Here is a 26101-nt window from a genome sequence, read left to right on the forward strand (position 1 = left end):
TCCAAAGATTTATAACATTATGATAAAATAAGATGGTATGTACCTTTCTAAGGAAGAGGAGCGCATATTGAACGGGGAAGAGGGATATGCAGCTCAAAAGTCCATGGAGATTTTAGCCTCGCTAGGGGATATCTATGGCGCAGATAAGCTAATCCCTGTTTCATCATGCCAGATAGCAGGTGCATCTTACAAAACAATAGGCGATGCAGGACTTTTCTTTGTGTCTGAGTTTGCAAGGAGCTCTAAGGTTAAGGTAAAAGCCACATTAAATCCCATAGGCATGGATTCAACAGAATGGCAGAGGATGGGGATAAAAAAAGAGTTTGCCAAAAAGCAGCTTGATATCCTTGATGCCTATCTAAAGATGGGGATAGATTGCAGCTGCACTTGCACCCCCTATCTAATTGGCAATAGGCCAAATTGTGGAGAGCATGTTGCATGGAGCGAATCCTCTGCAGTTTCATTTGCGAACTCTGTTCTCGGTGCAAAAAGCAATAGGGAAGGTGGGCCATCATCTCTTGCCTCAAGCATAATAGGAAAGACCCCAAACTATGGATTGCATCTTGAAAAAAATAGAAAGGCCGGAATAATAATTGATGTTAAGGCAAGCATAAAGACATTTTCAGATGTTGGAGCACTGGGAAATTATGTTGGCTCGATTATTGGAAACAAAATCCCTTACTTCAAGAATCTAGAACTAGACTCTGACAAGCTGAAATCTTTAGGGGCTTCTATGGCGGCTTCTGGCTCAGTTGCACTGTACCACGTTGAAGATTTGACACCTGAGTACAGCAAAGCTATCGATGATAGCTTAGAGAAAATAGAGGTAGGAAAAGAAGAGATTGAAGAAAGCAAGTGCAAGCTTAATTCTTCGGATGATATGGAACTAATATGTATAGGCTGCCCTCATTGTTCAGTCGGAGAAGTGAAGGAAGCTTTAGACATCTTCAAAAAGGAAGGCAGAAGATTCAAGGGCGATATATGGATATGTACTTCACGATATGTCAAAAATGAGCTTGAAAGAACAGGTATAGCACAAGAAATAGAAAAGTATGCAAAGCTCTTGGCAGACACTTGCATGGTTGTAACTCCTATTGAGGAGATGTATCAAAAAACAGCAACTAATTCTGGAAAGGCCGCGATTTATCTGCCATCTCTTTGCAAGCAGAAGGTAAGATTTGGTGACTTAGAATCATTGATAAGAGATTTCAAATAGCTAGTCATCAAGAGTAAATTCTCTTATCCCAAGCCAGTATCCTGTTCCCTCGATATAATCAATTTGCGTCTGAATCAGAGAAAAATGTTCTTCCTCCATTCTTACAAGGTATGAGAACATTCTTTTGGCTTCCTCATCCCAGGAATTTCTTATACAATTTTTATAATACTCTATCCCGTTCTTCTCAACTTTTTGTGCCAGCATCAGAACAGCGAGGTCATCCTGGCCGAGATTAACTGACTTATCAATTTCCTGTTCAACATTAGGAACAATTTTAGTGATCTCATTTTTTTCTACTTCATGGAATATGCACTTTCCTCCTTCAAGCTGGGCTTTTAGTGCAGTTTCTAAGATTTCTCGGTGTTTCATCTCATCAAGAGCTAGCTTTAAGAACATATTCTTCCCGACAACGTTTGAAACTTTTATTGCAGACTTGATGTAAGTCCTCAATGTTTCCTTTTCTGCTTCGATTGCAGTTTCAATTATTTTTACCCTCTCATCTTTTTCCATAATACCCTATTATCCTTTATTATTTTTAGTCTTTTCGCCTAGCCTATTGCCTAGCTCAAAGCATAGTGCTAATTCCTTCTCACTTGGTGCATATTGAACTTCTAAAGGATTATCAAATAATTTGAAATCAATCTTTGAAACTAATTTTAATAGATGATTGATAGGGCTAGTCATATCAGAATAGCATGAAAACAGCGCCAAATACTTATTCTTTAATCCTGATAGTTCAATTAAAGATATAATTTTTGAAATTTCAGGCGGCACGCCTCCTTTGAAGGATGGGCAACCTATTGCAACTGTTTTGGATTCAAAAAGCTTTGTTAAGATGTATCCTGGATCGCAAGTTTCATAGTTTATTACCTCGGTATCACTCCCGGCGCCCGCAACTCCATCAGCTATCGCATAAGCCATCTTTTCAGTTCCTCGCCAGATGCTTGAATACAGTATTGCGGCCTTGTTTTTTGATTCACCTTTAATCCAGCTTTGATATTTTTTAATGATCTTACCTTTATTTTGACGCCAAATAACGCCGTGGTTTGGTGCTAAAATCTCTATACCATTGAAATCCAGATCAGGCAGTCTTTGAATTGGCATTAGATAATTAACAAAATAGGAAAGCGCGTCATTTTCCTGCTTTTCACTTGACGTATCGAGCCTATCTTTAGATGCAGTGTGCTGAGAAAAAAGGTCTTCGGAAAAAAGAATATTATCGTGTTCTGAGTAAGTCAGGAGAATATTATTTCCACCGATTTCAAACTCAGTGAATAAGAGCTTTCTTTCCCCAAGTTTTAGGCAATCCCCATCCCCTACAATCTCAAAATTCCATTCTCCTCCGTGGTACTTCTCAATTGCCTTTTTGGATTCTTTTGTTGCAACAATAGTTGCATTCTTTGCCCTCTTCATAAGGAAGGGGAGGCTCCCGGAATGGTCCATATGATAGTTTCCGATTATGATGTAATCTATATCAGATGTTTTAGTGGCTTCGTTTATCCTTGAGATATTTTCTTGGGTAAATCCATGCTTTACAGTGTCAATTAAAGCGGTCTTTTCATCTAGAATTACATAGGAGTTATACGTGGTACCTTTTGAAAGGGAATATCCAAACTTAGGTGGGTTCCAATCTATAGCCCCAACCCAGAAAACTCCATCTTTTAGCTTTAATGCCTTCATTAGAGAAAACTTAGTTTAGTTCTTTTTAAATTATTTGTAAAAAAGATATTTAAAATAAAAAATTAATTTTTTACTGATTTGTTTAGATCCTGTACAAGTACCTCAACGTCAATCCCATGGGCCATTGCCCCTTCCTCTAAAGTCTCAAACTGGGCAATTGCACATCCAATGCACCCAAGCCCGTGTGCCATAAAGACAGGAACTGTTTCTGGGTATTGCTCTACTATTTCCCCTATTGACATATCCTTTGTTATCAATGCATTCACCTCCTTTGAAAAAAATATAAATCAATTTAAAAATTTAACTAGCCGTGAAAATACTCCGAATCAAGCCTTTTTTCCTTGTGGTAGTCGCTATTGTGCCCTGGTATTCCAACAGCGTCAGCCCTGCACTGCTTGCAGAGCTTGAATTGTGGCAGGTATTTCTCCGCCTTTGCCCTAGCCCCAGAAATCTCTTCACATGTAGGTGGCCTTAAATCCTTGAACATGTTTAACGGGATTAAAGGTATTAGATTCATGAGGTCAGCACCATAGTCCCTCCCTTTAAGGGCTATCTTTTCTATCTCATGGAGATTAATTTCAGGGATTAACACAGAGTTTATTTTTACAAGCATGCCTCTCTTCTTTGCAGCGAGGATACCCTCCCACTGCCTATCGAGAAGTTTTCTTGCCGCGTCCTTTCCTTTGAGGATTTCCTTATCAAGGTTAATCCAGGCATAGACCTTTTCCGCTATTTCTTCATCTATAGCATTTACCGTAACTGTAACAGTCTTAACCCCTAACTCTGCAAGCTCCCCTGCCTTCTCCTTTAGCATTAGCCCGTTTGTTGAAAGGCATTTTATGAGGTCTGGGTATCTTTCATCTATGAGCTTTAACGTTTCAAATGTAGCATCATTTGCAAGTGACTCACCCGGCCCTGCTATGCCCACAACCTTTAGATTTTCAGTCTCTTTCAAAGCCTTGTCTAATCTGTCAAGCGCTTCCTGTGGGCTCAATATGCACGCAGAAACGCCAGGCCTAAACTCGCACTTGTTGATGCTTCTGGTGCAGTAGTTACACTGAATATTGCACTTTGGTGCAACTGGCAGATGAATTCTCCCCACTGTAAAATGTGATTTTTCATTAAAACAGGGATGCGCCATTGTAGTATGGGCGTACTTTGAACCTATGTTTTCCCAGGCCGGATTTTTCAAAAATGTCACCTTTACAATTTGGAGATATTTCTCATATATAAAGATAAACTTATTAAATATAAATATAATTACATTAGATGAAAGGAAATAAAAAAATAATGTTATATAGTATAAATCCCCAACAAGATTTAAAAACCACGAAGGATTACTTTGATAAGAGGGTCTTGGTAGATGATAAGTATACCTTTTTTGAGAAGAATTAGAAACAAGTTCATAGCTACATACCTTATAGTACTTTTGGTACCAGTTATGGCTATCGGTTTTTACAGTATTAATTTTACAATTGATTATCTCGAAAATGACGCCTTGAAGGTCGTCGAACAGCAGGCCGAGATTACTGCAAAGGAGATAGAAAAATCATTGGGTGTTGCTGAAAGCGACATTGATTTTTTGAGTCAGTCGGCATCGCTAAGGGCTTTGGCCGATGCCAAGAACAGGAGGTCGGTGATTGAATATATACTCTATAGGGAGCGCCTTATAGAAGAGTTCTATAACTTTGCAAATTCCAAAAAAGCCTACTCGAGTGTTGTCTACATAGATGAAAGTGGAAAAGAAGTCGTAAAGGTAGTTTATAACTGGAACCAGACCTTTATTGCAACGACCTCTGCTCTTTATGATGTTTCAGATGAAGAGTATTTCCTAAAGACAATGACGCTTGACAGAGGGCAATTGTATGTTTCTTCCCTTGACCTCACATCCACAATAACAACAGAGTCGGGGGACCTAATCGTTAGTTATGCAAAGCCTGTCTTTGACTCAAACGGTATCAAAAGAGGCGTTGTCCTTATCAGTTTTCCAGCACAGAGGGTGTTGAGCCCAATATTAGAGCTTGCTGCAAGATCAAATCTAAACACATTCATTTTGAACAAGCAGGGCTATTACATTTCGAAGGTTGGAACGTCAAGCTTATCCAATCCTTTTTATGCTGGAGAAAGCTTTATTGACCAGTATAGGGCCGAGGGATTTCTAAAGATACTATCCGGCACTAGCGGTACAATCTCAGAAGGTACTAATCAGATAATCGCATATTCGCCAGTTTTCCCATCTTCAACTGACAGGAGTAACTTCTGGATTGTTGTGGTAACATACTCGACAGAGACCTTATTTGAGCCAATATCTATTTTTGAGAATAGTTTTATCCTTATAGTATTGTCGACAATTATTATAGCCGTGTTCTTTGGAGTTATAATGGCGGATAGGATTACAAGGCCGCTTAGAAAGCTTGTCTATGCATCAAGAAGCCTTGCGGAGGGGGACTTAAGTCCAAAGATTGACATAGATAGCGAGGATGAGGTAGGGGAACTGGCAAAGGCTTTTGGGGAGATGTCAAAGGACCTCAAAAAATCCTATGAAGACCTTGAAAGAAAGGTTAAAGAGCGAACACTTGAGCTCCAGAAGGCAAATAAAAAGTTATCCGAAACCAATATAGAGCTAGTAGAGCTGAACAAAAAGATATCAGAGGCAAACAAACTAAAATCACAGTTCTTAGCAAATATTACACACGAGCTTAGAACTCCACTTACATCAATTATAGGATTCTCAGAAGTAGTATTAAATGAGGCCAAGTTAAATGAGGAGCAGGCCGATTACCTTGAAACTATTTTGAGAAATGGTGAGATCCTTTTGAAACTTATAAATGACATCTTAGAGCTATCAAGGCTTGATGCAGGAAAATCAAAGCTTTACCTTACGGAGTTTAATTTACAGGACGCAATTAATAAAACTTTAAAAATAGTTTCACCTTTATCAAAGGATAAGAATATCTGGATTTCATTAAATGTCCGGGATGTCGAGAATGTCGTTGCCGATGAGGACAAGATTATTGAAGTCTTACTAAATCTTTTGACAAACGCCATAAAATTCAATGTTGAAGAAGGAAAAATTGCAGTAAGGGCTTTTAGAATAGATGACCACGTGAGGGTGGAAATTGAGGATTCAGGCATAGGAATCAAAAAGGAGGAGCTAGACATAATATTCGATGAGTTCAGGCAAATTGACAGCTCTGAGACTAAAGCCTATAGAGGTACAGGCCTCGGGCTTTCAATTTCCAAACATTATGTAGAGCTCCATGGCGGACTCATCTGGGCGGAGAGCGAACCTGGAAAGGGGTCAATTTTTATATTTGAAATACCAATAGAGGCAGAGGAAGAAGAATGAGCAAAATATTAATTGTTGATGACACAGCAGATAATGTAAAACTTATCAAGGCGATGATAAAGTCAGTTGCAACAGAAATCGAAGTTGCCGTTGATGGCGAAGAGGCCCTAAACAAGATTACTAATAATGATTATGATATTATACTTCTCGATATAATGCTGCCAAAGATATCAGGGATTGACGTTTTGAAACGGGTCAGAGAAAAAGATATTGACATCCCCATAATAGTCATGACAGCCTACGGCTCAGAGGAGCTAGCAGTTGAAACACTTAGAGAGGGTGGAGATGACTATCTTATTAATAAGCCAATAAGGACAGAAGACCTCCTTGAAGCGATAAACAAAGCACTTGAAAAGAGAAAAGCAAAGAATCTTGAAGATGACTTCACAAACGAGGACGCTTATTCTATGGTCTCAGAATTTGAAAATAATTTGAGAGAGTTCATTTTAGAGGCATTAAAAAGAAAGTACGGCCTTTCCTGGTGGGATAGAGGAATTCCAAACTTCATAAAGTCAATCTGTTTGAAAAGGCAAAACGACGCAATCGTCAGAAAAAGAGAAGTTTACCCGCCGCTATTTTATACAGACTTCTCCCATTACCTCCCAATAATTCTCTTTAAGAACAATGAAAAAGAGATAGACAACTGGAAGGATGTCTTTGAATATTATTTTGTAAGCATCGGCTGGATTAAAGGCCGATTGATTGAATTAACAGAAATTAGAAACGAGATTGTCCATCCGAAAAAAATGACCAAGAGGCAGTTTAAGAAGATGAAGTTATACATAGACGAGATCAATGAGTATATGGATAGGCCTCATGATTAAAATTCTTTATTTCATAAATCCTTCTTCTCATTTCCCTTATTCTTTCACTTGACGTGTCGTATCCCTTTTGACATTTTTTGCAGATGCACTCCTCTTTTTGTGGGCAGATTATATATTCTGAAGATTCTTTTGTGAGCCCAAAATCTTCCAGTCTTTTTCTTAAAGAGGTGTCACTGCCTGAAAAGGCATCTTCAAAATTTACTATACTTCTTTTTGAGGAAGGGAGCAGGTATTTATTCTTCATAAATGCCCTCTCTTCTAGCCTCTTTAGGATTGTCTCTTCTGGAGTTTCTGCTTTTCTGTAGGGTATCCCAAGCTCAGTTAATGCAATGATCCTCTCCTCGTAAGAATCAATGGGTAACTCTTCTTTGGATCTGGATGCGATCGTTCCCTCGACTTTTTTTAATGGCAGATTAACTTTTCCAATGTTTAGGTAACAAGATAGAGCAGACCTTATAGCATAGTTTGATAGATACGTCAGGAATATACCATTTTCCTCTAGCCTATCCACCATGCACTTTACAGATTCTATTGTGAAAAGTTCAGGTGAAACTTCTGATTTGTATGGGTCAAAAAATATTACATCAAATTTATCCTGCATGTTGGAAAGAACTTCTTCCGCCTCACCTACATGAAGCCTTAGATTTGGGTCATTTCCATATGCGAGATTTTTAATTAATCCCATTTCATGTAATTTATTTTCTACAGCACCCTTTATCCTTTCAAACTCAGGAGCCAAAAATGAATAGTTTTCAGGGAGGGGTATTATGAGGGAGACTGCAGATATCTCCCAAAACTTTTCCACCATATCTATCCTTAATTTTGGGTTATGGTGGAGGGCGTAAAGCGCGTTGTAGCCAAAACCGCTACATATGTCAAGAAGTCTCTTTCTTTCAGCTATCCTTGAAGGAATCGAGTATGCATGAAGCCTTTCTTTTAGCGCCCCGATATATGAGTGCATCGTGTCCTGAAACTTTAGGGAAAGAGAGCCGTCATCAGTTGTTATGAACTCCTTTTGTATATCAAGAAAGAAATTTCTCCTTGACTCTAACACCTCTTTCTTTGAGAGGGATCTATTATTTTCAAATTCAAAATAATCAGAAATTATTGAAAGATCCATTTGTTAATCCCTCTCAAACCTGAATATGCTTCTAAGTGAGATCAATCCTTCGTTTGACTCTAATATCCCGGCCCGGACTTCCCGTAATACCCTGTGCGCAGTGAAAAACTTTTTTGATGGGTGTAATCTATGCACTTCTTTTAATAGAGGGCACCCAAACCCGGGCGACTCGTACCCGGGTATTCTTGCCGAGAGGTACTTCATATCCTTTTTCTTGAGCGCTAATAGAGATGGGAGATTAATCCTTATCATCCCGTTTTTAATCAAGATTGTTTGGGAACCTGTAGGCAATAAATCTCCAAATGCAATTGCGGATATACCGCGCTCTCTTGTAGCTTCAATTATGACATCTTCCATGTGTTTGTGGCACCTCCCGCATGGATGGTACCTTCCTTCAAGTGCACCTTTCACAATCTCTGAGATGTCGCCATCTATGTACTCATGTGGTGTTAAAAGATGTGTAACAACATTTTGAATTATAGACCTTGTTCTTTTGGGAACCATCATATCGGAAGGATAATAAGTTAGAGCAATTACATTAAATCCCATTTCTTTTAACAGATAAAGGGTAGCGGTGCTGTCAGAGCCCCCTGAATAGGATACAGCGACTGTAATATCCTTATCAATAGTCTTTCTTTTCTTTTGGATATAGTCTCTAAAAAATTCAAGAATGTCCTTGTTTTGCCCTGTAGCTTTTTTCAACAATTTTTCTATCGTGTTTTGAGATTCCAAAAGCTTTAGCTCACTCACTAACTCTTCAGTACTTTCAATGACAGTGACAGGTTTTCCAATCTCTTCGCTTAGCCTGCCGGCTACCCAGCCTCCTGGACCTATAAGCATAGATTTGTCTGAGCGGTGGTACCCGCAGATTATAAGGACATCATCATCCTTAATCCATTTTATCCTGGGGCCTGTAGAGGTGTCCTGGCCAATCTCTTCTCGTATCTTTTTAATCCTCTCTTTTAGCTCTTCTATCTCCATTAAATTAAATAACAAAAGGTTTATATTAAATTATTTCCGTATACAAATCATGATAAATGACGAGATGGAGATACATTCTGAAGCTTTTGTTCATGAGAAGGCATTTATCAACGGCAAGATAATAATAGGCAAAGACTCAAGCATCTGGCCATTTGCAGTTTTAAGAGGCGACATCGAAAGAATAGAGATAGGGGAGGGCAGCAATGTCCAGGACAATGCTGTAGTGCACACAGACTTTGGAAAGCCGGCGATTATTGGAAATAATGTTGTCATAGGGCACTGTGCAGTTGTTCATGGTGCAGTCGTTGGAAATAACGTCCTAGTAGGCATAAATGCAACAGTATTGAGCGGCTCAAGGATAGGAAACAACTGCATAATCGGGGCTGGAGCTGTAGTGAGTGAAAACATGGAGATCCCCGACAATTCAATTGCAGTTGGAGTTCCAGCAATTGTTATTAAAAGAACTGATGAGAAGGCAGTCGATAGGATAAAGAAAAATGCAGAGTCCTATATCGAGCTATCAAGGAAATATAAAAAATGATTAGATTACTATGTTCATATCATCACTATCTAAAAACATACCACATTTTATTCTAGGGCCCGCCTATAGGGTATATGAGAAAAAGCTCATAGGCGAGATAAAAGAAGAAAAGGTTCCACGCCACGTAGGCCTGATAATGGACGGCAACAGGAGATATGCCGCTTCAAAGGGCATCCCAACGTACCTTGGTCATGAGATGGGTATGAAAAAGGCTGAGGATCTTTTGGAATGGGCCAATGAGATTGGGATAAAGATAGTGACTTTGTATGCATTTTCAACTGAGAACTTCAAGAGGGACAGTGAAGAGGTCAACTACATTATGGGAATGCTTGAACGGAAGTTTAAGGAAGCTAGTACCAACAAGAAAATAATTGAAAACGAGGTAAGGGTAAAAGCCATAGGGAATATTGCAATGCTCCCTGAAAATGTGAAGCAGGCGATAAAAGAAGGGGAATCTGCAACAGAAAAATATGACAATATGACTCTAAACATCTGTGTTGCCTACGGCGGCAGGATGGAGATAATAGAGGCCATAAAGAGAATCCTTGACAGCTGTAACGGCGGTGCAATTGACCCAGAAGAGATAGATGCAAAGTTACTCAGTGAAAATCTCTTTACAAAGGGGCTTCCAGATCCAGACATCGTAATAAGGACAGGTGGTGAGGTAAGACTCAGTAACTTCCTTCTGTTTCAGTCAGCCTATGCCGAGTTATTTTTTCTTAATGTTTACTTCCCCCTCATAAGAAAAATCGATTTTTTGAGGGTAATAAGGGATTTTCAGCGAAGAAATAGGAGATTTGGAAGATAATTGGATAAGTTTAAAAACTCTAGATGCATTACCTATTTTGTTACATCGGTAAATATTTATCACAATCGTAGGTGTTAGTATGGTAGAAAGATTTAGGTCAATTACAAGTGTTGGGAGAGGTTTTAGCCGTTATATGGGCTCAATATCAAGGAAGAAAAGAAAGGCTGACAGAATGATAGGCCTTCTAATTGACGGGCCCAATATCTTGAGGAAAGAATTTGACATTAATCTAGAGGATATAAAAAAGATTCTAGAGGACATGGGGGACATAAGAATCGGAAAAGTTTTATTGAATCAGTTTGCACCTCATGGCCTTATTGAGGCTATTGCAAACCAGGGCTTTGATGCTATTGTTGTCACAGGGGATATTGATGTCAGGATGGGTGTTGAAGCCATGGAGATAATTTACAATGAGAATATCAACACCATTGCAATCGCTACAAGAGATGCAGATTTTGTACCTATACTTGCAAAGGCAAAGGAGCATGGGAAGGAAACAATAGTCATTGGGGCTGAACCTGGATTTTCTATAGCCCTCCAAAACACTTCAGACTTTGTCATCAAGATGGGAAAGATCCCACCAGAAGTAGTTGAAGAGGAAGCTGAGGAGCTAAGGATTGAGGGCGAAGAACTAGAAGATTCCTATTAATTTTTTATTTTCTTAGTAAGTTTTATAAGTTTCGGGCGCTTTAATAATAGAGTGGAAACAAGGGACGAAAATAGTGTTCTTACAAGAACAGAGATGCAGATAATAAAATCTCTGAAACTTTCTTTTAGAACATATGACGATTTGGAGAAGGAAGGGGTTGGTGATTCTAAGACACTTAACTCTGCGATAAATGCACTTTTATCAAAGAGATTAATGTCTCAGATGATCAAAGAGAATGACCTTGGCTATTCCACAGAATATTTCTTGACGCCCAAAGGGATTGAGATGTCAAAGATTTTATCTCTCATGCGAATCTATAAATTTCCAGACGAGGGCATGACAAGATTGAAACTCAGAATTTTAGAGTTTTTGGACAAAGAAAAAAAGCTTGAGAAGATAACGGAGTTCCTAGATATAGAAGAGGCGGAAGTCAAGAGAAATCTTAGAGTGCTTGTCAACACGAATCTTATAAAAAAGGAAGAGGACATCTATTCTATAACTTACCCCGGCGGAAAGTTCTTGAGTTTATTCTTAAAGTAAGGCGATTTTATGGACATTCTTTATCTTGAGTGGAGCAAGGTAGATGAAGCGATTTGGACAATGTGTGACCACATAAGAAGGGATTATGATTTTGACGTCATTGTTGGTATCTCTAGAGGCGGACTAATACCGGCTGTCAGAATTTCCCACATATTCGATAACAAGCGTCTTTTATTAATGGAGGCAAAGTACTACAAGGATATAGGTGTAAGGGATGACAAGCCCCGAATAACTCTGCCTTTAAAAAAAGAAGATGTCCTTGGAAAAAAAATCCTCCTTGTAGATGATGTCGCAGACACAGGTGGAACACTTGTTGCTGTGAAGGATTATATTGAAGGGCTCTCTCCAAAGGAGCTTAGAGTGGCCGTAGTTGCATCAAAACCAATATCGATTGTAAAGCCAGATTACACTGTTTTTAACACTGACCAATGGATAATATTCCCATGGGAGAAGATGCCTGTGGAGAAGAAGAAATGAGAAGTTTTATCTCAATGGATATTACCTCAAAAGAAGTACTGGATAAGATTAAGATTTTTCAGACAAATTTAAAAAATTCAGCATGCCCCATGAAGATCGTCGAGAGGGAAAACCTTCACCTGACGTTAAAGTTTTTGGGGGAGATTGGCGAATCATCATACAAGAGAATAGTTGATTCCCTTGGACCGTCAATATCAGGGTATTCCTCTTTTGAAGTCAACTTGAAGGGGACTGGATTTTTCCCAAGCATCTCTGACCTACGGGTAATCTGGGTAGCAATGAATGCGCCCGAGATAGTGTATATACAAAAAGAGATTGATGACACTTTAGAATCAATGGGATTTAAAGAGGACAGGAAGTTTGTCCCGCACCTCACAGTTTCAAGGGTGAAAAGCTCACTAAACAAAAAGCCCCTCCTAAATGTGCTTGATGAGTACAGGGATTATGAGTTTGGAACTGATATGATTACAAAGATAAATCTCAAGAAAAGCACGCTAACACCTTATGGCCCCATATACGAAACTTTAAAAGAATTTGAGCTAAAGAGTGTATGATGTTTTCTAAGATAAAGGCAGATGTCCTAAAAGATATAGTCCCAAGTGATAAAGAGAGGAAGGAAATAGCTTCTCTTACGAATACGATAGTAAGTCACCTCACAGAAAAAATATCAAAAACCAATCTAAACGCTAGAGTTGAGGTGGTAGGCTCAATTGCAAAGGACACCTGGATATCAAGGGACAGGGACTTAGACATTTTCATTGTTTTTGACAAGTCAACTCCTTTAGAAGAGCTAAAGAAGATGGGTCTGGCCCTTGGAAAGATTGAACTTGAGGGCTTCACATCTGAAACAGCCTACGCAAATCACCCCTACACAATAAACAGATTCAAGGAGTTTAAGATTGATGTTGTGCCTTGCTATGACTCTCTTGAAATAATAACTGCTGTTGACAGAACACCACACCACACAAGGTTTGTCAAGGAGAACGTAGGAGATCTTAGAAATGATGTCAGGCTCTTAAAACAGTTCATGAAGGGTGTTGGCGTGTATTCATCTGAGCAGAAGATCCAGGGGTTTGCAGGATACCTTTGTGAGCTTCTCATAATCCATTACAAGAGCTTTGAAAACGTCTTAAAGAACGCATCTGAATGGCAGTACGGGGAATATATAGACATCAAAAATAGTGGGAAAAAAGTCAGCTTCAAGGACCCACTGGTAGTTATTGACCCTGTGGATTCAAAAAGAAATGTGGCCTCTGCACTTTCTCTTGAGAGGCTTTGCGAATTTATCCATTACTCAAGATTATTTTTAGAATCCCCTTCAATTGATTATTTCAAAAAGAAGAAAAAATTATTTGTGAAAAGATACCCAAACTCTGAAGTATACGCTGTTGTCTTTCAGGGAGAACTATTGGATGATATCATCTTCTCGCAGCTAAGGAAGAGCGCTAAATATATGTTTTCTATATTTGAAAAGAATGACTTCAAGCCCCTTTCATATGGGCTCTTTAAAAAAGGAGAGGAATCCGGCATCGTATTTGAAATTGAAAGGTATGAGCTTTCTAAAATGGTGAAACATCTGGGTCCAAAGATCTTTGACCACTCTCACTGGGAGAGTTTTGTCAAAAAGTATGAGAAAACTTTTATTGAAGAGGATAAGGTATACACTTTGAGGGAAAGAGCCCTCCCAACTCCGCATGATGTTATTCTAAGCGTCATGTCTGGAAAGGAAGGCCTTGGAAAAAACCTAAAGACGTTACCTTACCGGATAATAAAAGATGATGAGGCACTGTCTTTTTTAGCTGATAAAGAGTTTGATATCTATATCTAACTCCTGATAAAGTATTTCCTTACCTCATCAACTACTAGGATTGTGAAAGCTGTAGGGATTATTATAAGCCAGTCTTTAAATGCGAGCGGAACTGTGTGGAAGAATCCCTGTAAGAACGGTACGTATACAACAGCCACTTGGAGTACAAACGAAGCTGTGATTGCTAAAAGTAGATTCTTATTCTCAAAGAACTTTATTTTGAATATCGATTGATCAAACGACCTGCAGTTCAAGACGTTCACAAGCTGGTATGTGACAAAGAGTGTAAACGCTGCAGTCCTTGCGTAATCTATAGTTCCACCAATTTTTGTGAAAAGGATGTATGTACCAAGACCCATCACAATACCCCCTATGAACATCGAAAGGTATAGCGGGCTTGTTAGTATGGGTGAATTCTTCTTTCTCGGGGGCTTTTCCATGAGCCCTTCGTGGAACGGCTCCATTGAAAGGGTAACGGCCGGTGGCCCATCCATTATTATGTTAATCCAAAGTATCTGGACCGGTAATAGCGGCAAAGGTGCCCCAGTCATGATTGCTGTGAACATGAGTATTATAGCGCCTATGTTTGTGGAGAGCTGGAATCTTAAGAATTTTCTAATATTATCGTATATCCTCCTCCCTTCACGGATTGCAGTAACAATTGTATTGAAATTATCATCCATTAGGATCATGTTCGATGCTTCCCTTGCGACATCAGTTCCGATTAATCCCATAGAAACACCGATGTCCGCCATTTTTAGTGCAGGCGCATCGTTTACACCATCGCCTGTGACTGCAACTACCTCGCCAACTTCCTTTAGGGTCTCAACTATCTTCACCTTGTGGAATGGGCTTGCCCTGTAGTAGACAACGACATCCCTGACAATTGATGCAAACTTTTCCTTGGACATCTCGTCTAACTCTTTTCCAGAGAGTGTCATGTCGTCTGCATCAAGTATACCGGCTTCCCTTGCAATAGAAAGGCCAGTTTCTCTCTGGTCTCCAGTAATCATTGCAACTTTGATTCCCGCTTTCTTGCATAGATTTATGGCGGCTTTCACTCCCTCTCTCAATGGGTCTTTAAAGAATGCTAGGCCAACAAAGGTAATGTCCTCATCACTGTCACCTTCTTTATAGCCAAGAGCAAGCGCCCTAAGTCCTTGGGCAGCATACTCTCTATTTTTAAGAATAATTTCTTCCTTATCTTTTTCAGAAAGCTTTTGGAGCTTTCCATTAATAAGTGCATTTTTTGAGCGTGAAACAATTACTCTTGGGGCTCCTTTGATGAAAGAGGTCCTCTCGCCATTTTCATCAATAAGGACAGACATCATCATTTTGTCTGAATCAAAGGGATCTTCTTTTATTCTCTCACACTGCTTACAATGATAATTTCTATTCATTGTAAATATCTTTAGGGCCCCTTCAACTGGGTCGCCTATTACTTCTATCTTATCCCCCCCTATCTTGACATGGGCATTGTTACAAAGTTCACTTATCTTGAAAAATATCTCATGCTTTTTTGTATCAATTTTGTTAGGTTCTAGAAAATCATTGTTGATGAAAGCGCTGACAAAACTCATTCTGTTAATTGTGAGTGTTCCTGTCTTATCAGTGCAGATGAATGTTGTTGTACCGAGGGCCTCAACTGCCGCAAGCTTTCTAACAATGGCATTGTTTTTGGCAAGGATCTGTGTTCCAAGAGCCAAAGTCACAAGGACAACAATAGGAAGCCCTTCTGGTATTGTGGCCACTGCAAGACTTATTGCAGTTAGACCTGATTCTATCAAAGCATCCTTTAAGGGTATGGAGTCTAGGAGCTCCCTTGACAAAACGGAAATGAAAAGAAGTAAGCTTATGGCAACAGAAAGCGCCCCCAATTTTTTACCAAGGCTATCTATACTCTTTTCTAGTGGTGTGCTGCCTCTATCCTCCATAGAAATAAGGCTAGAAATCTTCCCAATTGGCGAGTCCTTTCCTGTTAATATGACTACACCTTTTCCACGGCCCCTTGTGACTACAGTACCCATGAAAGCTGTATTTGGGTAGCCTTCTTCAGATTTTGTTTCGACATTTTTCGATACAGGAAAGCTTTCTCCAGTGAGAGATGATTCATCTATCTGTAGATTAATAGATTCAATCAATCTTACTGTGGCGGATAGCTTGTCCCCATCTTCTATGGTGATTATGTCCCCAGGAACAAGCTCCCTTGATGGAATCTCCTTCTTTACCCCATCCCTTATTACAACGACCTTTGACTGGACCATCGCCTTTAGTACTTCGATAGCTTTATCGGCCTTATACTCCTGCAGGAAACCCATCACACCGTTAACAATTACAACTAAAAATATGACTATGGAATCCTTTAGATTACCTATAGCAACTGACAAAAAACCTGCAATCAAAAGGACAACGATAAGGCTGCTCTTGAACTGATTTATGAACTTTTTAAAATTGGACTCCTTCTTTACAGTTGGAAGTTCATTGTAGCCGTATTTTAATATCCTTTTTTCTGCTTCCGCCGCTGAAAGGCCATCCTTTGTAGCGTTGAGTTTTTTTAGTATTGTTTTAATATCTTCATTAGTCCAACTAGAATCAATCAGCTCTAGATCATCCATGCTGTCAAAACAGCAGATTAGTTTAAAAGCCTTGTGGGTAAAGAAACTGACCTATTGGTCATTATTATTCTAATATCCTATGACAAGATATTTATATTAAAAAAACAAATTAAAGATTATGTCAATAATATTTCATGCCAAAGTTGAAAAGGGTATAATAAAACCTGTTGAGGATATTTATAAACTTGGTATAAAAGATGGAGATGTAATTCTCGAAATAAAAAAATCTAAGGTCGATGAGATATATAATAAAATAACTCCGTCTAGTGAAAAACTTATAGAAGAGAGCATCGAACTTACTGAAATTGGTGCAGACCTTGACTAGTTTCTCTTTGAATGACTATCCCGAAGATACAAATTTTTTTATAGATTCAAATGTGTTTATCTATTTTTTATTGAAACATAAGTCATACTCCCCAACTATTAAGTCTTTTTTTAATGATATAGAAAAAGGACAAATTAAAGGATATGTAAATCACACAGTTGTTTCAGAATCTTATTTCAATTATATAAGAATCAAAATATGTGAAAGATATACAATCACTCCTAAAGAGTTTAACATATATATGAAAACTAATCCAGATGCACTAAGAGAAATTGACTTATCTGTTGTGGAAGACATCTTCTCTTTGCCAAATCTCTATTTCTTAAATATTGAAAATATTAAAAATATTGGATCTGCCATTTATGAGTATTCTTTACTTCCAAACGATGCGACCCATGTCGCTTCTTGTATAGAACATGGACTCACTAACATTGTTACAAATGATAAGGATTTTGAAAGGGTAAACTTCCTTAAGGTTTGGAAACCTTGATTTAAAGAAAAATAATTAAGAAAAGAAAAAAATATTATTTATTTTTTCTTGCCGAATCCAAAGAATTTCATGAACTTGTCCATTGGAAGGGAGTTTGAAGTAATTGTCACTGGATTTGTTAGTAATCTCATTGTAGGCGGACTCGCTGGGTATGCTGGAGCACCAAATACTATTGTTCCGGCAAAATTTGCTCTGTATGTCCAAATCCATAGATATTCCCCATCTTTTTTGATTGGGCCAGAGAGTTTTGTTACATATTTCGATGCGTCTTGGAATTCCTCAAAGTCGACATTGAGCATCCAAGTTGTCATTGAAGTGTCGTATATTTTTACTGTTGGGTCATAGCACTCATCAACGGCATCACAAGGATCTAAATTACTTGTTACAGTTATTATCTGTCCAACTTTTACTCTTTCAGGAGTTGCCGTTGCCTCTTCCTTAAACTCTGCTGTAAGGGAAGCTACTCCAAATACACTTGCTACAAAGAGCAAGGATATCAAAATTGCAAATATTTTTTTCATAGTGATCACATGTTATACCAATTGGAATCCAGATATTTATAAATATTTCGTGGAAATAGGAAAAGATACTAGAGTTTCCATATATTCCTTTTTTTAAGAAAAAGCCTTTTATTAGATTAAATTCTCTTAAACATATGGATATATTTGAATCATTTAATGCTGATAATTTAGAGTTCCCAAACTGCTTTGTAGATATCAGGCTTCAAAAAAGGATCAATAACGTTGCAAATGTCGAAAACGGCGAGCTTGATGAGGTCTCTTCAAACGACCAGGCAGGCGTTGGGGTCAGGGCTTTAGTAAACGGCGCCTGGGGATTTTCATCAACAAACAATACAGAAGACATCCAGAGGTGCATTGACTCCGCATATAGGATTGCAGTTGCAACTTCACGCAATTCCAACAGAGAAAATTTTAAGGTAGACCCTCCGGTGCTAAAAGGCCATTTTGAGAACAAGGTAAAGATTGGACCAGAAGATGTCTCTTTAGAAGAAAAGATTTCATACGCATACGAAATAGAAAAAGGCGCAAAGATAAATGAGCTAGTCAAAAACACTGTTTCTGCTTGCAGTGACTCGATAACAGAGCAGCTTTACATTAATTCTGTTGGCAGTGAGATATATCAAAAGACAGTAAGGGTCTATCTAAAGTCAGTAGTTGCAAGTGGAAATGATTCCCTCCAGATGGGTTACGAAGTCATCGGCGGCACAAGGGGCTATGAGGTCTTGAAAGAAAAATCATTAGGAGATCTTGGAAAAGACGCATGTGAAAAGTCACTAAGATTGCTGTCCGCAAAAAAAGCATCAGGTGGAGAAAAGACTGTTGTATTAGATCCAAAAATTCTGGGTGTTTTTATCCATGAGGCGCTTGGCCATGCGTGCGAAGCAGATATTGTACTTCAAGGTGACTCCATTCTAGAAGGAAAGCTAGGAGAAAAAATCGGTGCAGATGGCGTCAACATCTATGACGACCCAACTTTCCTAGAAAAAAATGGGACATACTTCTTTGATGATGAAGGGATAAAGGCAGAGAAAACGTGCCTATTGGAGAATGGGATATTAAAATCATATTTGCATAACTTAGAGACTGCATCAAGATTTAATGCAAAGCCGACGGGCAATGGCCGAGCTCAAGGATTTTCATCAAGGCCCTTAGTCAGAATGAGTAACGTCTATATGGGGAAGGGCGATCAAAGTTTTGAAGAGCTCATCGACATTAAAGATGGCCTTTATGTAAAGGGTGGCAGGGGTGGCCAGGTAGATACTGCAAAAGGATTGTTCACATTCGGATGTGAAGAGGCCTATGAGATAAAAAATGGCGAGCTTGGAGAGCTTTACAGGGATGTCTCGCTTTCTGGAAATACTTTAGAGATACTGAGAAACATAGAAGGAATCGGAAAGGACTTTGAGATTGGAAATCCTGGAAGCTGCGGAAAGGGGCAGTATGTGCCAGTTGATGACGGCGGGCCCCACATTAGAACTAGGGCTCTTGTTGGCGGAGAATAATAGAAAAATATTATTTATCTTAGATATAATTATTTTTATTTCTCCTCTTTCTAATTAGAATAAATCCTAAAGCGCCGCCAATAAATGCAACGACAAGTAGAATTGGTATAAGAATCAATGTAGGGCTCAAAGGTAAAGTTTGCGTTGGTACAGGCTGAATCTTTGATGAAGTCTCGGCTATCATGGCGTCAGTTGTTGCAAGCATCGTCTTGTTTCCTACCTTTTCAAATATCTTTCTTGCCTGAATGAAAAGTTCAAGCGCCTTCTGGTAGTCGCCCTTGTTTACCTCAGCATTTGCACTGTTAAATATCGCAATAGCTTCTGCATTTAGTGCTTTGTACTCAACGGCTGTAGCGATATTTTTCTCACATCTCTTAACTGCCTCGGTATCACCAAGCTTAGTATAGAGCTCCTTTGATTTGGTAAACTCAATTATGGACCCATCAAACTCAGCTGCACGCAATAGCCTTTCTCCCTCTGCGTAGTGCCTTCCTGCAAATATTGTCAGGAAATTGTTTTTGAATACAAAGACATAGTTACTGCAGACTATAACGTCTTTATAGCCGTCAGAATCTATATCAACGATTGAGATGGTCTTAATCGGCCCATTAACTTTTGTCTCTGATAACTTCTCCCCACTAGAGGAGAATATGTAGAACGCGCCGTCATCTATCTCCTGCTTTGATGAAGACCACTTGCCTGCTGCGACAAGTATTTCTGAAGTGCCGTCGCCTGTAAAATCATCGATTGTGACATACCTTACATCCTTACCAACATACTGCGGGTCATTCCATACTTCGTGGCCTTTGCTATCAAAAAGGTAAATAAATCCATCAACTGTGCCTGCTGCAACTTCCTTCTTCCCATCCTTATTGGTATCGCCGACACCAAAAGAATAGATGTAGGAATCAAGGATATTTTGCCATAATTTTCCTTCTAATCCGAAGGCCTGGAGATATTTGTAAGAGGCGGTAATGACTTCCATCTGCTGATCATTATTTATGTCGCCTGAATAGACATGCTCGATTGGGTAGACATTTTCTATCTGCCACACCTTCTTCCCGGTTGGGTCATAAAGATAGATGTTTGGATCTCTTTCCCCGGAGGCTATGACATCAGGAAATATCCACGAGAGGTCAACTTTAACGCCCAAGGGATAGCTATCCCAAGAATCATATTCAGTTGCAGCAAACTCTGCCGTGTATAATCTTAAGACATAGAAGCTATAGAAATCATTTTCCTTTCTCCACTGGGTGCCGCTTATAGTATACACAGAGAAAGATGCATCCTTAAATCCAACTATAATTTCTGGTGCCCTGTCGCCGTCTATGTCAGATGCAACGACAGAATTTATGGGTTTTGTCTGTGGAAAGTAAAGCTGCCATTTGATGTTGCCGTTTGAATCAAGAAGGTATACAAATCCCTTATCATTATAAAAAAGGACGTATCGCTCTGCACCTTTTCTGATAACAGCAAGATTTCGTGCAGGAGAGTCGAAACTCTTTGACCAGAGGGATACTCCGGAAAGCGTGTATGCTTTAACTTCTCCAGTATCAGTTGATAGCACCACATCATGCTCCCCATCACCATCTATATCGCCAAGGGAAGATGAAACGGTGCCGTAATCATGCCTGAAATAGTGCTTGATTGTAAAGGGTTCTACCTCAGCCGCTACGGGAATAGTAAGAATAAATGAAAGGGATACCAATATGCACAAAAGTTGCTTTATATTCATGAATACCATTAATTCATAATAGTATATAAAGTTATTGCTTAACGATAATTAAAATAGTGGAAATCCATTCCCCTTTGTTGCATAAGCTGCGATAGCTCGCCAGTTAAGAATAGCGGCCTACTCTTAAGCTCATAGACAGACGAGCAAGAGTTCAAAAACATCGCTATCTTAAACTCTCTCTTGATTGTCTCGATTTTTTCTACCAATCCTTCAACATTTTCTTCAACGGCTAACTTTAGAAAAGGTAGAGCTATGCCGCATGCTTGAGCGCCAAGTGAAATGCACTTTGCAATGTCAAATCCTGTCCTGACGCCTCCAGAGCCTATGATGGTCTTGATGCCAGATGTTCTGCACTCGGCAATTGAAAGCGGCGTTGGTATGCCCCAGTTCCATAGCTTCTTTACTGTTTCCTTGTTATTATTGCTGCGGTAGTATTCAACTGCACTCCAGCTTGTGCCACCAGTACCTGCAACATCGACGCCATCAAGAAATGACAACTTTTCAGCTGTTTCTTTGGATATGCCTGCTCCCGTCTCCTTTACTATCAAAGGAAAAGGAAGTTTTTCTTTTAGGCGCTTTAGGATAGAGAGCCCGTCTTTGAAGAACAGGTCCCCCTCCGGCTGGGATACTTCCTGCACACTGTTAAGGTGGACTGCAAGCATATCGGCCTTAATCTCTTGAACTGCGTATTTGGCTTCTTTATCGGTGTAGCCTTTCACAAACTGAGGGAGACCGATGTTCCCAATTAGAAGTATGTCTTTGGCGTATTTTCTGATGTCATAGGTATAGGTAAGCGAGTGGTCCTCAATCATCGCCCTCTGGCTTCCAAGCCCCATGCCTATTTGGGTCTTCTGGCATGCCTTTGCAAGCGCTTTATTTATCTTCAAAGCCTCTTCAGTCCCGCCCGTCATGGCAGAGATAAAAAGAGGGAAGGAAAGGCGCTTACCGAATAGCTTGATTTCTGTATTTATATCGTCAAAGTTTATTTCAGGAAGCGCTGAGTGGACAAAAGAAAGGTCTTGAAGGTAGTTGTACTTGGATTGAACATCCTCTTCAAGGCATATTTTAATATGCTCGAACTTCCTTCTTTCCGTCGTCACCCTTATCTACCTTCTTCCATTTAGCGTAGGCAAACCCTACTATAAACATTGTAATTGCATAGGATATTATTGTATATAAAATATACTCTGTGGTGACGGCCTCAACGACCTGAAATCCCTGAATGATGAGCCAGAATGATATGATAATGACAATAGCCCCGACTACCACCCATCCAAAGAACCTGACCTTTGGATCCCATCTCATATCCCTTGCAACATTCTTTGTAAAAGCGCCAACAACGCCTATTATAATGAATGGTATAATAACCCCAAGGCCGTAAAAAGTGACTTTTAGGAAGGCTGAAGCGTTTGAACCTGTTACCGCCTCATCTATCAAAAGAGGAAGTATAATCGCTGCGCAAGGCAGTTTAATCACAGAGAATATCATCCCTAAAATGAAGACTCCGAGCAATCCATATGAGAGAGCAAACTTATGGGTCATCTTCTGGGCAAAGTGCTTTGTGGTGATGGGAAGCTCAACGAGATCAAACCCGCTGTTTAATAGATTTAATCCCAGTACAAAGGTGATTACGGCGCCAAATAATGATATTAGATACTTATAGGCATCGGGTATCGCCTGTCCAAGTTTAAGAAACATTATTGCAACAAGCACATAAGAAAATGTTATCCCAAGCCCAAAGAATATTGATTTTAGTAATATTGTAATTGACTTCTTGCTTGTACCTGCGGTGTAGGCTATGATAAATGATAAAACAGCGAGAAGGCAAGGCGAGAAGCTTGAAAAGAATCCTGCGCCAAGAGCCCCAATTAAAGTAATTGAAGAAACGCCGCCGCCGTTTGTAATAGGCTCTCCAGCAATACATCCCTCAATTGCTTTTTGGATATCTGGGTCTACCTGATTTACACCTTCGAGTTTTGTTGTTCCGCAGACTATCACTGCAGGGACAATCTTAAACCCTGCTTCTGAGAACTCTTTGTAACCGGCAGGCGTGTAGACATCAACTTCAACGACCTGAATATCATATCCTTTTTCATCTATGAGGGCATACATCTTTGCCTTTGATGCCTTGCAATATTCACACTGCTCCTCGTAGAAGAATCTGATGGTCTTTGCACCGTCAGTTGGTGTTGTGACGGGTTGTGTTGGTGTCTCAGTTGTGGGTGTCTGAGGGGTAAGTATAGAGTCAAACAGCACTTTTAAAGATGCTTCGTCAAACTGGCTTATCCCTTCAAGTTTTGTAGTCCCATTAATAACTGCTGAAGGAGTAATGCTAAATCCGTTATTCTTAAACTCGGCGTATCCTGAAGAAGAATAAACGTCAACTTCTACGATGTTTAGCTTTCCATTATATACAGTCTGATTCAATCTGTTGAGGGTTGTCCTTGCCTCTCCACAGAGCTCACACCCTTGAGTTTTATAAAATGTGATATCTACCGTATCTGCAGAAGAAACTGCAAAAGTTCCAAATAAGCTTAGTAAGAATAATGATAGTAATATTATATTAAATACCCTTTTTTTCACGGTGCCCACGCTCCCCACTGGTAAAATCAAGTTATAAAAATCATATTTAAAGATAATGGTTATTGGAAAAAGAGAAAAATAGGAATTATGGGACTCTTGTTGTGAGATCCTTTATCTTCCCTGCCCCGTCAAACCCATCATAAGTATATGAGATTGTGCCTGTGTAAACCCCACTCTGCTTTGCCTTTAGATAAATATCTACCTGAATCTTCTCGCCAGCGGCAATATCCCCGATATAGAACCTGTTGCCCTCTACCCTTAGGTTAGGATTAACGCTTTGCAGGGAGAAATTAGAGTAGTAGTCATTTGAAATCACTATCGCAACGTTAGTTGCCCTGCCCTTGCCATAGTTCTGGACGGAAAGTTGTATGTGATTATTCTTATCAACAGTTTCTGTGTCATAAGATATACCTGAAAGTATGTACGGGGAGCCTTCTTGGGGAGTTGTGCCAGGCGTGCTGGTGGTAGGTGTTTCAGGAATATTTTTGGGGGTTGATTCATAGCTTATTGTTGATGTTCCACGATTTACACAGCCGCTAAAAATAGAGGATAGAATAACGAGCGCCACAAAGAAGCAAATCAATTTACTTTCTTTTTTCATTTTTTTTCACCTTAAAAACTAAAAATAGGGATTATGGCACCCTTGTTGTGATGTCCCTTATTCTTGCATATGTGTCAATTGCATCATGTTTATAGGAAATGGTGCCCGAATAAACTCCGCTAAGCTTTGCCTTGAGATAGATATTAAATTCAAGCTTCTCGCCACCGCCGATATCTCCTAAAAGGAACTTGTTGCCCTCGACCTTTACAGCAGGATCGGTGCTAACTAGTGTGAAATTGGAGTAGTAGTCATTTGATATCTCAACGATGACGTTAGTTGCCTTGCCCTTGCCATAGTTCTGGATTGAAAGTTGTATGTGGCCATTGTTATCGACAGTTTCTGTGTCATAGGATATGCCAGCAAGTATCAACGGGAGATCCTTTATGCTTACCCTTCCCTCAGCGGCTTGTTGTATCTCATTCTGGAAACTTACATTAGAGCCGTTCACAAGGTTAAAGATTTCTTCATATGTTTTTTCTCTTTCAGATCCTGCAATTACTATGACCCTGTCGGCATAGCCGTAAGGGTCAGATTTGATAAAGGTGAATCTCTGCCCGGGCTGCCGTATGAAGTTTATTTCAAGCGAGTCAAGGTAGCGGCTTACCAGAGTTCCAGTTCCTTGCGGGGCGTCTGGACCTCCAAGAATTACGATTAGCTTAACGCCTTTAATCTGTCCGATATCATCAGGCGCTAAGAATTCCGGGAACAGGCCAAATCCCCTGAAGTAGTCCTCTAATATAGGCTTTGCAACGACATCTATGTTGTTTGAGATTACATAGACTTCTTGCTGAGCTGAAATTGGAGTAGAAGTAATCATGCTTAAGATAATAATAAACGAAACAGCAAGTGTTAGGGATTTTTTATTAATCATGAATATTAATTCTTTTCAGGATATATAAGTTTTATTAGGGATTGTCTAGTGCAAGAATAGTTGTTTTGAATTAAAGAGTATTCAACTTATTTTAATTTTAAGTGCCTTTCAAGAGATTTTGCAGATTATTTTAATTTGTAGATAAAATAATTTAAGGCTTTTAAGTATTTAAGAGAATTTAGATTAAATAAAACATTGTGAAACATCATTGGCCTTATTTTAAAAATCTGGGGCATAACTAGGGTTTAATATTTTGAAAAATGACGGTTTACACAACAACTATATATAAAGGTCGATTGGAATAGTATTAGCTTAACAAGGAGGTTAAACTATGAAGAAGATTATTACCTTGTTTATTGCAGTTGCATTGATCGCATCTATGGGTATTGGCGCTATAGCCGGTGCTGATGCAGACGCATATGCAAATGCAGTTAATGATGAACAGGCTCAACTCGCTTTGGAAAAGGCTGCTTTAGAGTTTGCAAACGGAAATGATGTTGAAGGAATTGCTTTAGAAGAAGATGCAACTAACAACTTTGGAAAGACTCAACTTGGATTCCACAAGCTTGCTGGTGCAGTAATCTCTGCCAGCTGGTGTGTAAGGCCAATTGGATACAATGGGCCAAGAATACACAAGCCAGAGTGCTGTAAACCAAAGTAATGTTGTATAAATTAAAATTTAATTTTTCTTATATTTTTTAATTATTCTAATTTTTAAGATTAATTTAAGCCTAATAAAACAATGTGAAACTTTATTGGCCTTATTTTTTAAATTTGAGTTATATTTGGGCTTTAATTTTTCATAAAAATGAAGGTTTACACAACAACTATATATAAAGACAGATGGATATGTCTATTAGCTAAGA

The 26101-nt window shown here is 39.2% G+C and carries 27 protein-coding genes; 14 read left to right on the forward strand and 13 right to left on the reverse strand.

From position 1 onward, the window contains the following. Window positions 1–37 precede the first annotated feature (37 nt). Window positions 38–1216: an aconitase X catalytic domain-containing protein gene (locus PLI06_06525; protein HOI77248.1), complete on the forward strand. Its 1179-nt coding sequence runs from the start codon at window positions 38–40 to the stop codon at window positions 1214–1216. Here the strand turns inward: PLI06_06525 and PLI06_06530 are convergent, their stop codons facing one another. The 4 genes from PLI06_06530 to PLI06_06545 form a co-directional block, all read right to left on the reverse strand. Then, window positions 1217–1726, reverse strand: coding sequence for a ferritin family protein (locus tag PLI06_06530; protein ID HOI77249.1), 510 nt, complete (start codon window positions 1724–1726; stop codon window positions 1217–1219). It lies immediately after the preceding gene. 9 nt (window positions 1727–1735) lie between these two features. Further along, window positions 1736–2896, reverse strand: coding sequence for an FprA family A-type flavoprotein (locus PLI06_06535; protein HOI77250.1), 1161 nt, complete (start codon window positions 2894–2896; stop codon window positions 1736–1738). A 62-nt stretch (window positions 2897–2958) separates the two neighbouring features. Continuing rightward, the gene (locus PLI06_06540; protein ID HOI77251.1) at window positions 2959–3138 is read right to left on the reverse strand and encodes a DUF1858 domain-containing protein; all 180 of its coding nucleotides are present in this window, start codon (window positions 3136–3138) and stop codon (window positions 2959–2961) included. 62 nt (window positions 3139–3200) lie between these two features. Further along, a complete protein-coding gene (locus PLI06_06545; GenBank protein ID HOI77252.1) occupies window positions 3201–4088 on the reverse strand; it encodes a radical SAM protein in 888 nt (295 codons plus the stop codon). 171 nt (window positions 4089–4259) lie between these two features. Here PLI06_06545 and PLI06_06550 point away from each other — a divergent pair, with 171 nt between their 5' ends. Together PLI06_06550 and PLI06_06555 are read left to right on the forward strand one after the other, a co-directional pair. Then, window positions 4260–6245 (forward strand): ATP-binding protein, encoded by a 1986-nt coding sequence (locus tag PLI06_06550; protein ID HOI77253.1) that lies wholly within the window; start codon window positions 4260–4262, stop codon window positions 6243–6245. Further along, window positions 6242–7069, forward strand: a complete 828-nt coding sequence (locus tag PLI06_06555) for a response regulator (protein HOI77254.1) — start codon at window positions 6242–6244, stop codon at window positions 7067–7069. The genes PLI06_06550 and PLI06_06555 overlap by 4 nt, the downstream gene beginning before the upstream one ends. Here the strand turns inward: PLI06_06555 and PLI06_06560 are convergent. Further along, entirely contained in the window at window positions 7038–8189 is a 1152-nt protein-coding gene (locus tag PLI06_06560; protein HOI77255.1) for an MnmC family methyltransferase, read from the reverse strand. The two genes, PLI06_06555 and PLI06_06560, sit on opposite strands and share 32 nt — an antisense overlap. Before the next feature lie 3 nt (window positions 8190–8192). Beyond that, window positions 8193–9170, reverse strand: a complete 978-nt coding sequence (locus tag PLI06_06565; protein ID HOI77256.1) for a hypothetical protein — start codon at window positions 9168–9170, stop codon at window positions 8193–8195. A 49-nt stretch (window positions 9171–9219) separates the two neighbouring features. Between PLI06_06565 and PLI06_06570 the strand changes: the two genes are divergently transcribed. The 7 genes from PLI06_06570 (at window position 9220) to cca (ending at window position 14013) form a co-directional block, all read left to right on the forward strand. Beyond that, window positions 9220–9711: a gamma carbonic anhydrase family protein gene (locus tag PLI06_06570; protein HOI77257.1), complete on the forward strand. Its 492-nt coding sequence runs from the start codon at window positions 9220–9222 to the stop codon at window positions 9709–9711. Between the two features lie 10 nt (window positions 9712–9721). Continuing rightward, window positions 9722–10519: a polyprenyl diphosphate synthase gene (gene uppS / locus PLI06_06575; GenBank protein HOI77258.1), complete on the forward strand. Its 798-nt coding sequence runs from the start codon at window positions 9722–9724 to the stop codon at window positions 10517–10519. 133 nt (window positions 10520–10652) lie between these two features. Next, window positions 10653–11168, forward strand: coding sequence for a TIGR00288 family NYN domain-containing protein (locus PLI06_06580; GenBank protein ID HOI77259.1), 516 nt, complete (start codon window positions 10653–10655; stop codon window positions 11166–11168). 51 nt (window positions 11169–11219) lie between these two features. Continuing rightward, window positions 11220–11708, forward strand: coding sequence for a hypothetical protein (locus PLI06_06585; GenBank protein ID HOI77260.1), 489 nt, complete (start codon window positions 11220–11222; stop codon window positions 11706–11708). A gap of 9 nt (window positions 11709–11717) precedes the next feature. Further along, window positions 11718–12185, forward strand: coding sequence for a phosphoribosyltransferase (locus tag PLI06_06590; GenBank protein HOI77261.1), 468 nt, complete (start codon window positions 11718–11720; stop codon window positions 12183–12185). Further along, on the forward strand, window positions 12152–12739 hold the full coding sequence (gene thpR, locus PLI06_06595) for an RNA 2',3'-cyclic phosphodiesterase (GenBank protein HOI77262.1): 588 nt from the start codon (window positions 12152–12154) through the stop codon (window positions 12737–12739). The genes PLI06_06590 and thpR overlap by 34 nt, the downstream gene beginning before the upstream one ends. Further along, window positions 12739–14013 carry a CCA tRNA nucleotidyltransferase gene (gene cca / locus PLI06_06600; protein HOI77263.1) on the forward strand — a complete coding sequence of 425 codons (1275 nt, stop codon included), beginning with the start codon at window positions 12739–12741 and terminating at the stop codon, window positions 14011–14013. Before thpR ends, cca begins: the two co-directional genes overlap by 1 nt. Here cca and PLI06_06605 read toward each other — a convergent pair. Continuing rightward, window positions 14010–16607, reverse strand: a complete 2598-nt coding sequence (locus PLI06_06605) for a calcium-translocating P-type ATPase, PMCA-type (protein ID HOI77264.1) — start codon at window positions 16605–16607, stop codon at window positions 14010–14012. The genes cca and PLI06_06605 overlap by 4 nt on opposite strands. A 118-nt stretch (window positions 16608–16725) precedes the next feature. Here PLI06_06605 and PLI06_06610 point away from each other — a divergent pair, with 118 nt between their 5' ends. Beyond that, window positions 16726–16932, forward strand: coding sequence for a hypothetical protein (locus PLI06_06610; protein HOI77265.1), 207 nt, complete (start codon window positions 16726–16728; stop codon window positions 16930–16932). Further along, on the forward strand, window positions 16916–17422 hold the full coding sequence (locus PLI06_06615; protein ID HOI77266.1) for a PIN domain-containing protein: 507 nt from the start codon (window positions 16916–16918) through the stop codon (window positions 17420–17422). The genes PLI06_06610 and PLI06_06615 overlap by 17 nt, the downstream gene beginning before the upstream one ends. Window positions 17423–17460: 38 nt before the next feature. On the opposite strand, the gene PLI06_06620 is transcribed toward PLI06_06615, so the two are convergent. Then, a complete protein-coding gene (locus PLI06_06620; protein ID HOI77267.1) occupies window positions 17461–17943 on the reverse strand; it encodes a hypothetical protein in 483 nt (160 codons plus the stop codon). A 134-nt stretch (window positions 17944–18077) separates the two neighbouring features. On the opposite strand from PLI06_06620, the gene PLI06_06625 reads away from it, so the two are divergent. Further along, a complete protein-coding gene (locus PLI06_06625; protein HOI77268.1) occupies window positions 18078–19445 on the forward strand; it encodes a TldD/PmbA family protein in 1368 nt (455 codons plus the stop codon). Window positions 19446–19464: 19 nt separating this feature from the next. Here PLI06_06625 and PLI06_06630 read toward each other — a convergent pair whose 3' ends face one another. The 5 genes from PLI06_06630 to PLI06_06650 all read right to left on the reverse strand — a co-directional run bounded on the left by PLI06_06630 (window position 19465) and on the right by PLI06_06650 (window position 25235). Then, on the reverse strand, window positions 19465–21180 hold the full coding sequence (locus PLI06_06630) for a hypothetical protein (protein ID HOI77269.1): 1716 nt from the start codon (window positions 21178–21180) through the stop codon (window positions 19465–19467). Window positions 21181–21218: 38 nt separating this feature from the next. Then, the gene (fni, locus tag PLI06_06635) at window positions 21219–22280 is read right to left on the reverse strand and encodes a type 2 isopentenyl-diphosphate Delta-isomerase (GenBank protein HOI77270.1); all 1062 of its coding nucleotides are present in this window, start codon (window positions 22278–22280) and stop codon (window positions 21219–21221) included. Next, a complete protein-coding gene (locus PLI06_06640; GenBank protein HOI77271.1) occupies window positions 22246–23763 on the reverse strand; it encodes a cytochrome c biogenesis protein in 1518 nt (505 codons plus the stop codon). Before PLI06_06640 ends, fni begins: the two co-directional genes overlap by 35 nt. Before the next feature lie 85 nt (window positions 23764–23848). Further along, window positions 23849–24364, reverse strand: coding sequence for a hypothetical protein (locus PLI06_06645; protein HOI77272.1), 516 nt, complete (start codon window positions 24362–24364; stop codon window positions 23849–23851). A 31-nt stretch (window positions 24365–24395) separates the two neighbouring features. Beyond that, window positions 24396–25235 (reverse strand): hypothetical protein, encoded by an 840-nt coding sequence (locus tag PLI06_06650; GenBank protein HOI77273.1) that lies wholly within the window; start codon window positions 25233–25235, stop codon window positions 24396–24398. A 331-nt stretch (window positions 25236–25566) separates the two neighbouring features. Between PLI06_06650 and PLI06_06655 the strand changes: the two genes are divergently transcribed. Beyond that, window positions 25567–25896: a hypothetical protein gene (locus PLI06_06655; protein ID HOI77274.1), complete on the forward strand. Its 330-nt coding sequence runs from the start codon at window positions 25567–25569 to the stop codon at window positions 25894–25896. The last annotated feature ends 205 nt before the right edge of the window (window positions 25897–26101 follow it).

The sequence above is a fragment of the Methanofastidiosum sp. genome (assembly GCA_035362715.1).
GTDB lineage: Archaea > Methanobacteriota_B > Thermococci > Methanofastidiosales > Methanofastidiosaceae > Methanofastidiosum.

Coding starts and splice junctions, on each gene's coding strand:
- PLI06_06525 (HOI77248.1), top strand. CDS start 38: ATGTACCTTTCTAAGGAAGAGGAGCGCATATTGAACGGGGAAGAGGGA.
- PLI06_06530 (HOI77249.1), bottom strand. CDS start 1,726: ATGGAAAAAGATGAGAGGGTAAAAATAATTGAAACTGCAATCGAAGCA.
- PLI06_06535 (HOI77250.1), bottom strand. CDS start 2,896: ATGAAGGCATTAAAGCTAAAAGATGGAGTTTTCTGGGTTGGGGCTATA.
- PLI06_06540 (HOI77251.1), bottom strand. CDS start 3,138: ATGTCAATAGGGGAAATAGTAGAGCAATACCCAGAAACAGTTCCTGTC.
- PLI06_06550 (HOI77253.1), top strand. CDS start 4,260: ATGATAAGTATACCTTTTTTGAGAAGAATTAGAAACAAGTTCATAGCT.
- PLI06_06555 (HOI77254.1), top strand. CDS start 6,242: ATGAGCAAAATATTAATTGTTGATGACACAGCAGATAATGTAAAACTT.
- PLI06_06560 (HOI77255.1), bottom strand. CDS start 8,189: ATGGATCTTTCAATAATTTCTGATTATTTTGAATTTGAAAATAATAGA.
- PLI06_06565 (HOI77256.1), bottom strand. CDS start 9,170: ATGGAGATAGAAGAGCTAAAAGAGAGGATTAAAAAGATACGAGAAGAG.
- PLI06_06570 (HOI77257.1), top strand. CDS start 9,220: ATGATAAATGACGAGATGGAGATACATTCTGAAGCTTTTGTTCATGAG.
- uppS (HOI77258.1), top strand. CDS start 9,722: ATGTTCATATCATCACTATCTAAAAACATACCACATTTTATTCTAGGG.
- PLI06_06580 (HOI77259.1), top strand. CDS start 10,653: ATGGGCTCAATATCAAGGAAGAAAAGAAAGGCTGACAGAATGATAGGC.
- PLI06_06590 (HOI77261.1), top strand. CDS start 11,718: ATGGACATTCTTTATCTTGAGTGGAGCAAGGTAGATGAAGCGATTTGG.
- thpR (HOI77262.1), top strand. CDS start 12,152: ATGGGAGAAGATGCCTGTGGAGAAGAAGAAATGAGAAGTTTTATCTCA.
- cca (HOI77263.1), top strand. CDS start 12,739: ATGTTTTCTAAGATAAAGGCAGATGTCCTAAAAGATATAGTCCCAAGT.
- PLI06_06605 (HOI77264.1), bottom strand. CDS start 16,607: ATGGATGATCTAGAGCTGATTGATTCTAGTTGGACTAATGAAGATATT.
- PLI06_06610 (HOI77265.1), top strand. CDS start 16,726: ATGTCAATAATATTTCATGCCAAAGTTGAAAAGGGTATAATAAAACCT.
- PLI06_06620 (HOI77267.1), bottom strand. CDS start 17,943: ATGAAAAAAATATTTGCAATTTTGATATCCTTGCTCTTTGTAGCAAGT.
- PLI06_06625 (HOI77268.1), top strand. CDS start 18,078: ATGGATATATTTGAATCATTTAATGCTGATAATTTAGAGTTCCCAAAC.
- PLI06_06630 (HOI77269.1), bottom strand. CDS start 21,180: ATGAATATAAAGCAACTTTTGTGCATATTGGTATCCCTTTCATTTATT.
- PLI06_06645 (HOI77272.1), bottom strand. CDS start 24,364: ATGAAAAAAGAAAGTAAATTGATTTGCTTCTTTGTGGCGCTCGTTATT.
- PLI06_06650 (HOI77273.1), bottom strand. CDS start 25,235: ATGATTAATAAAAAATCCCTAACACTTGCTGTTTCGTTTATTATTATC.
- PLI06_06655 (HOI77274.1), top strand. CDS start 25,567: ATGAAGAAGATTATTACCTTGTTTATTGCAGTTGCATTGATCGCATCT.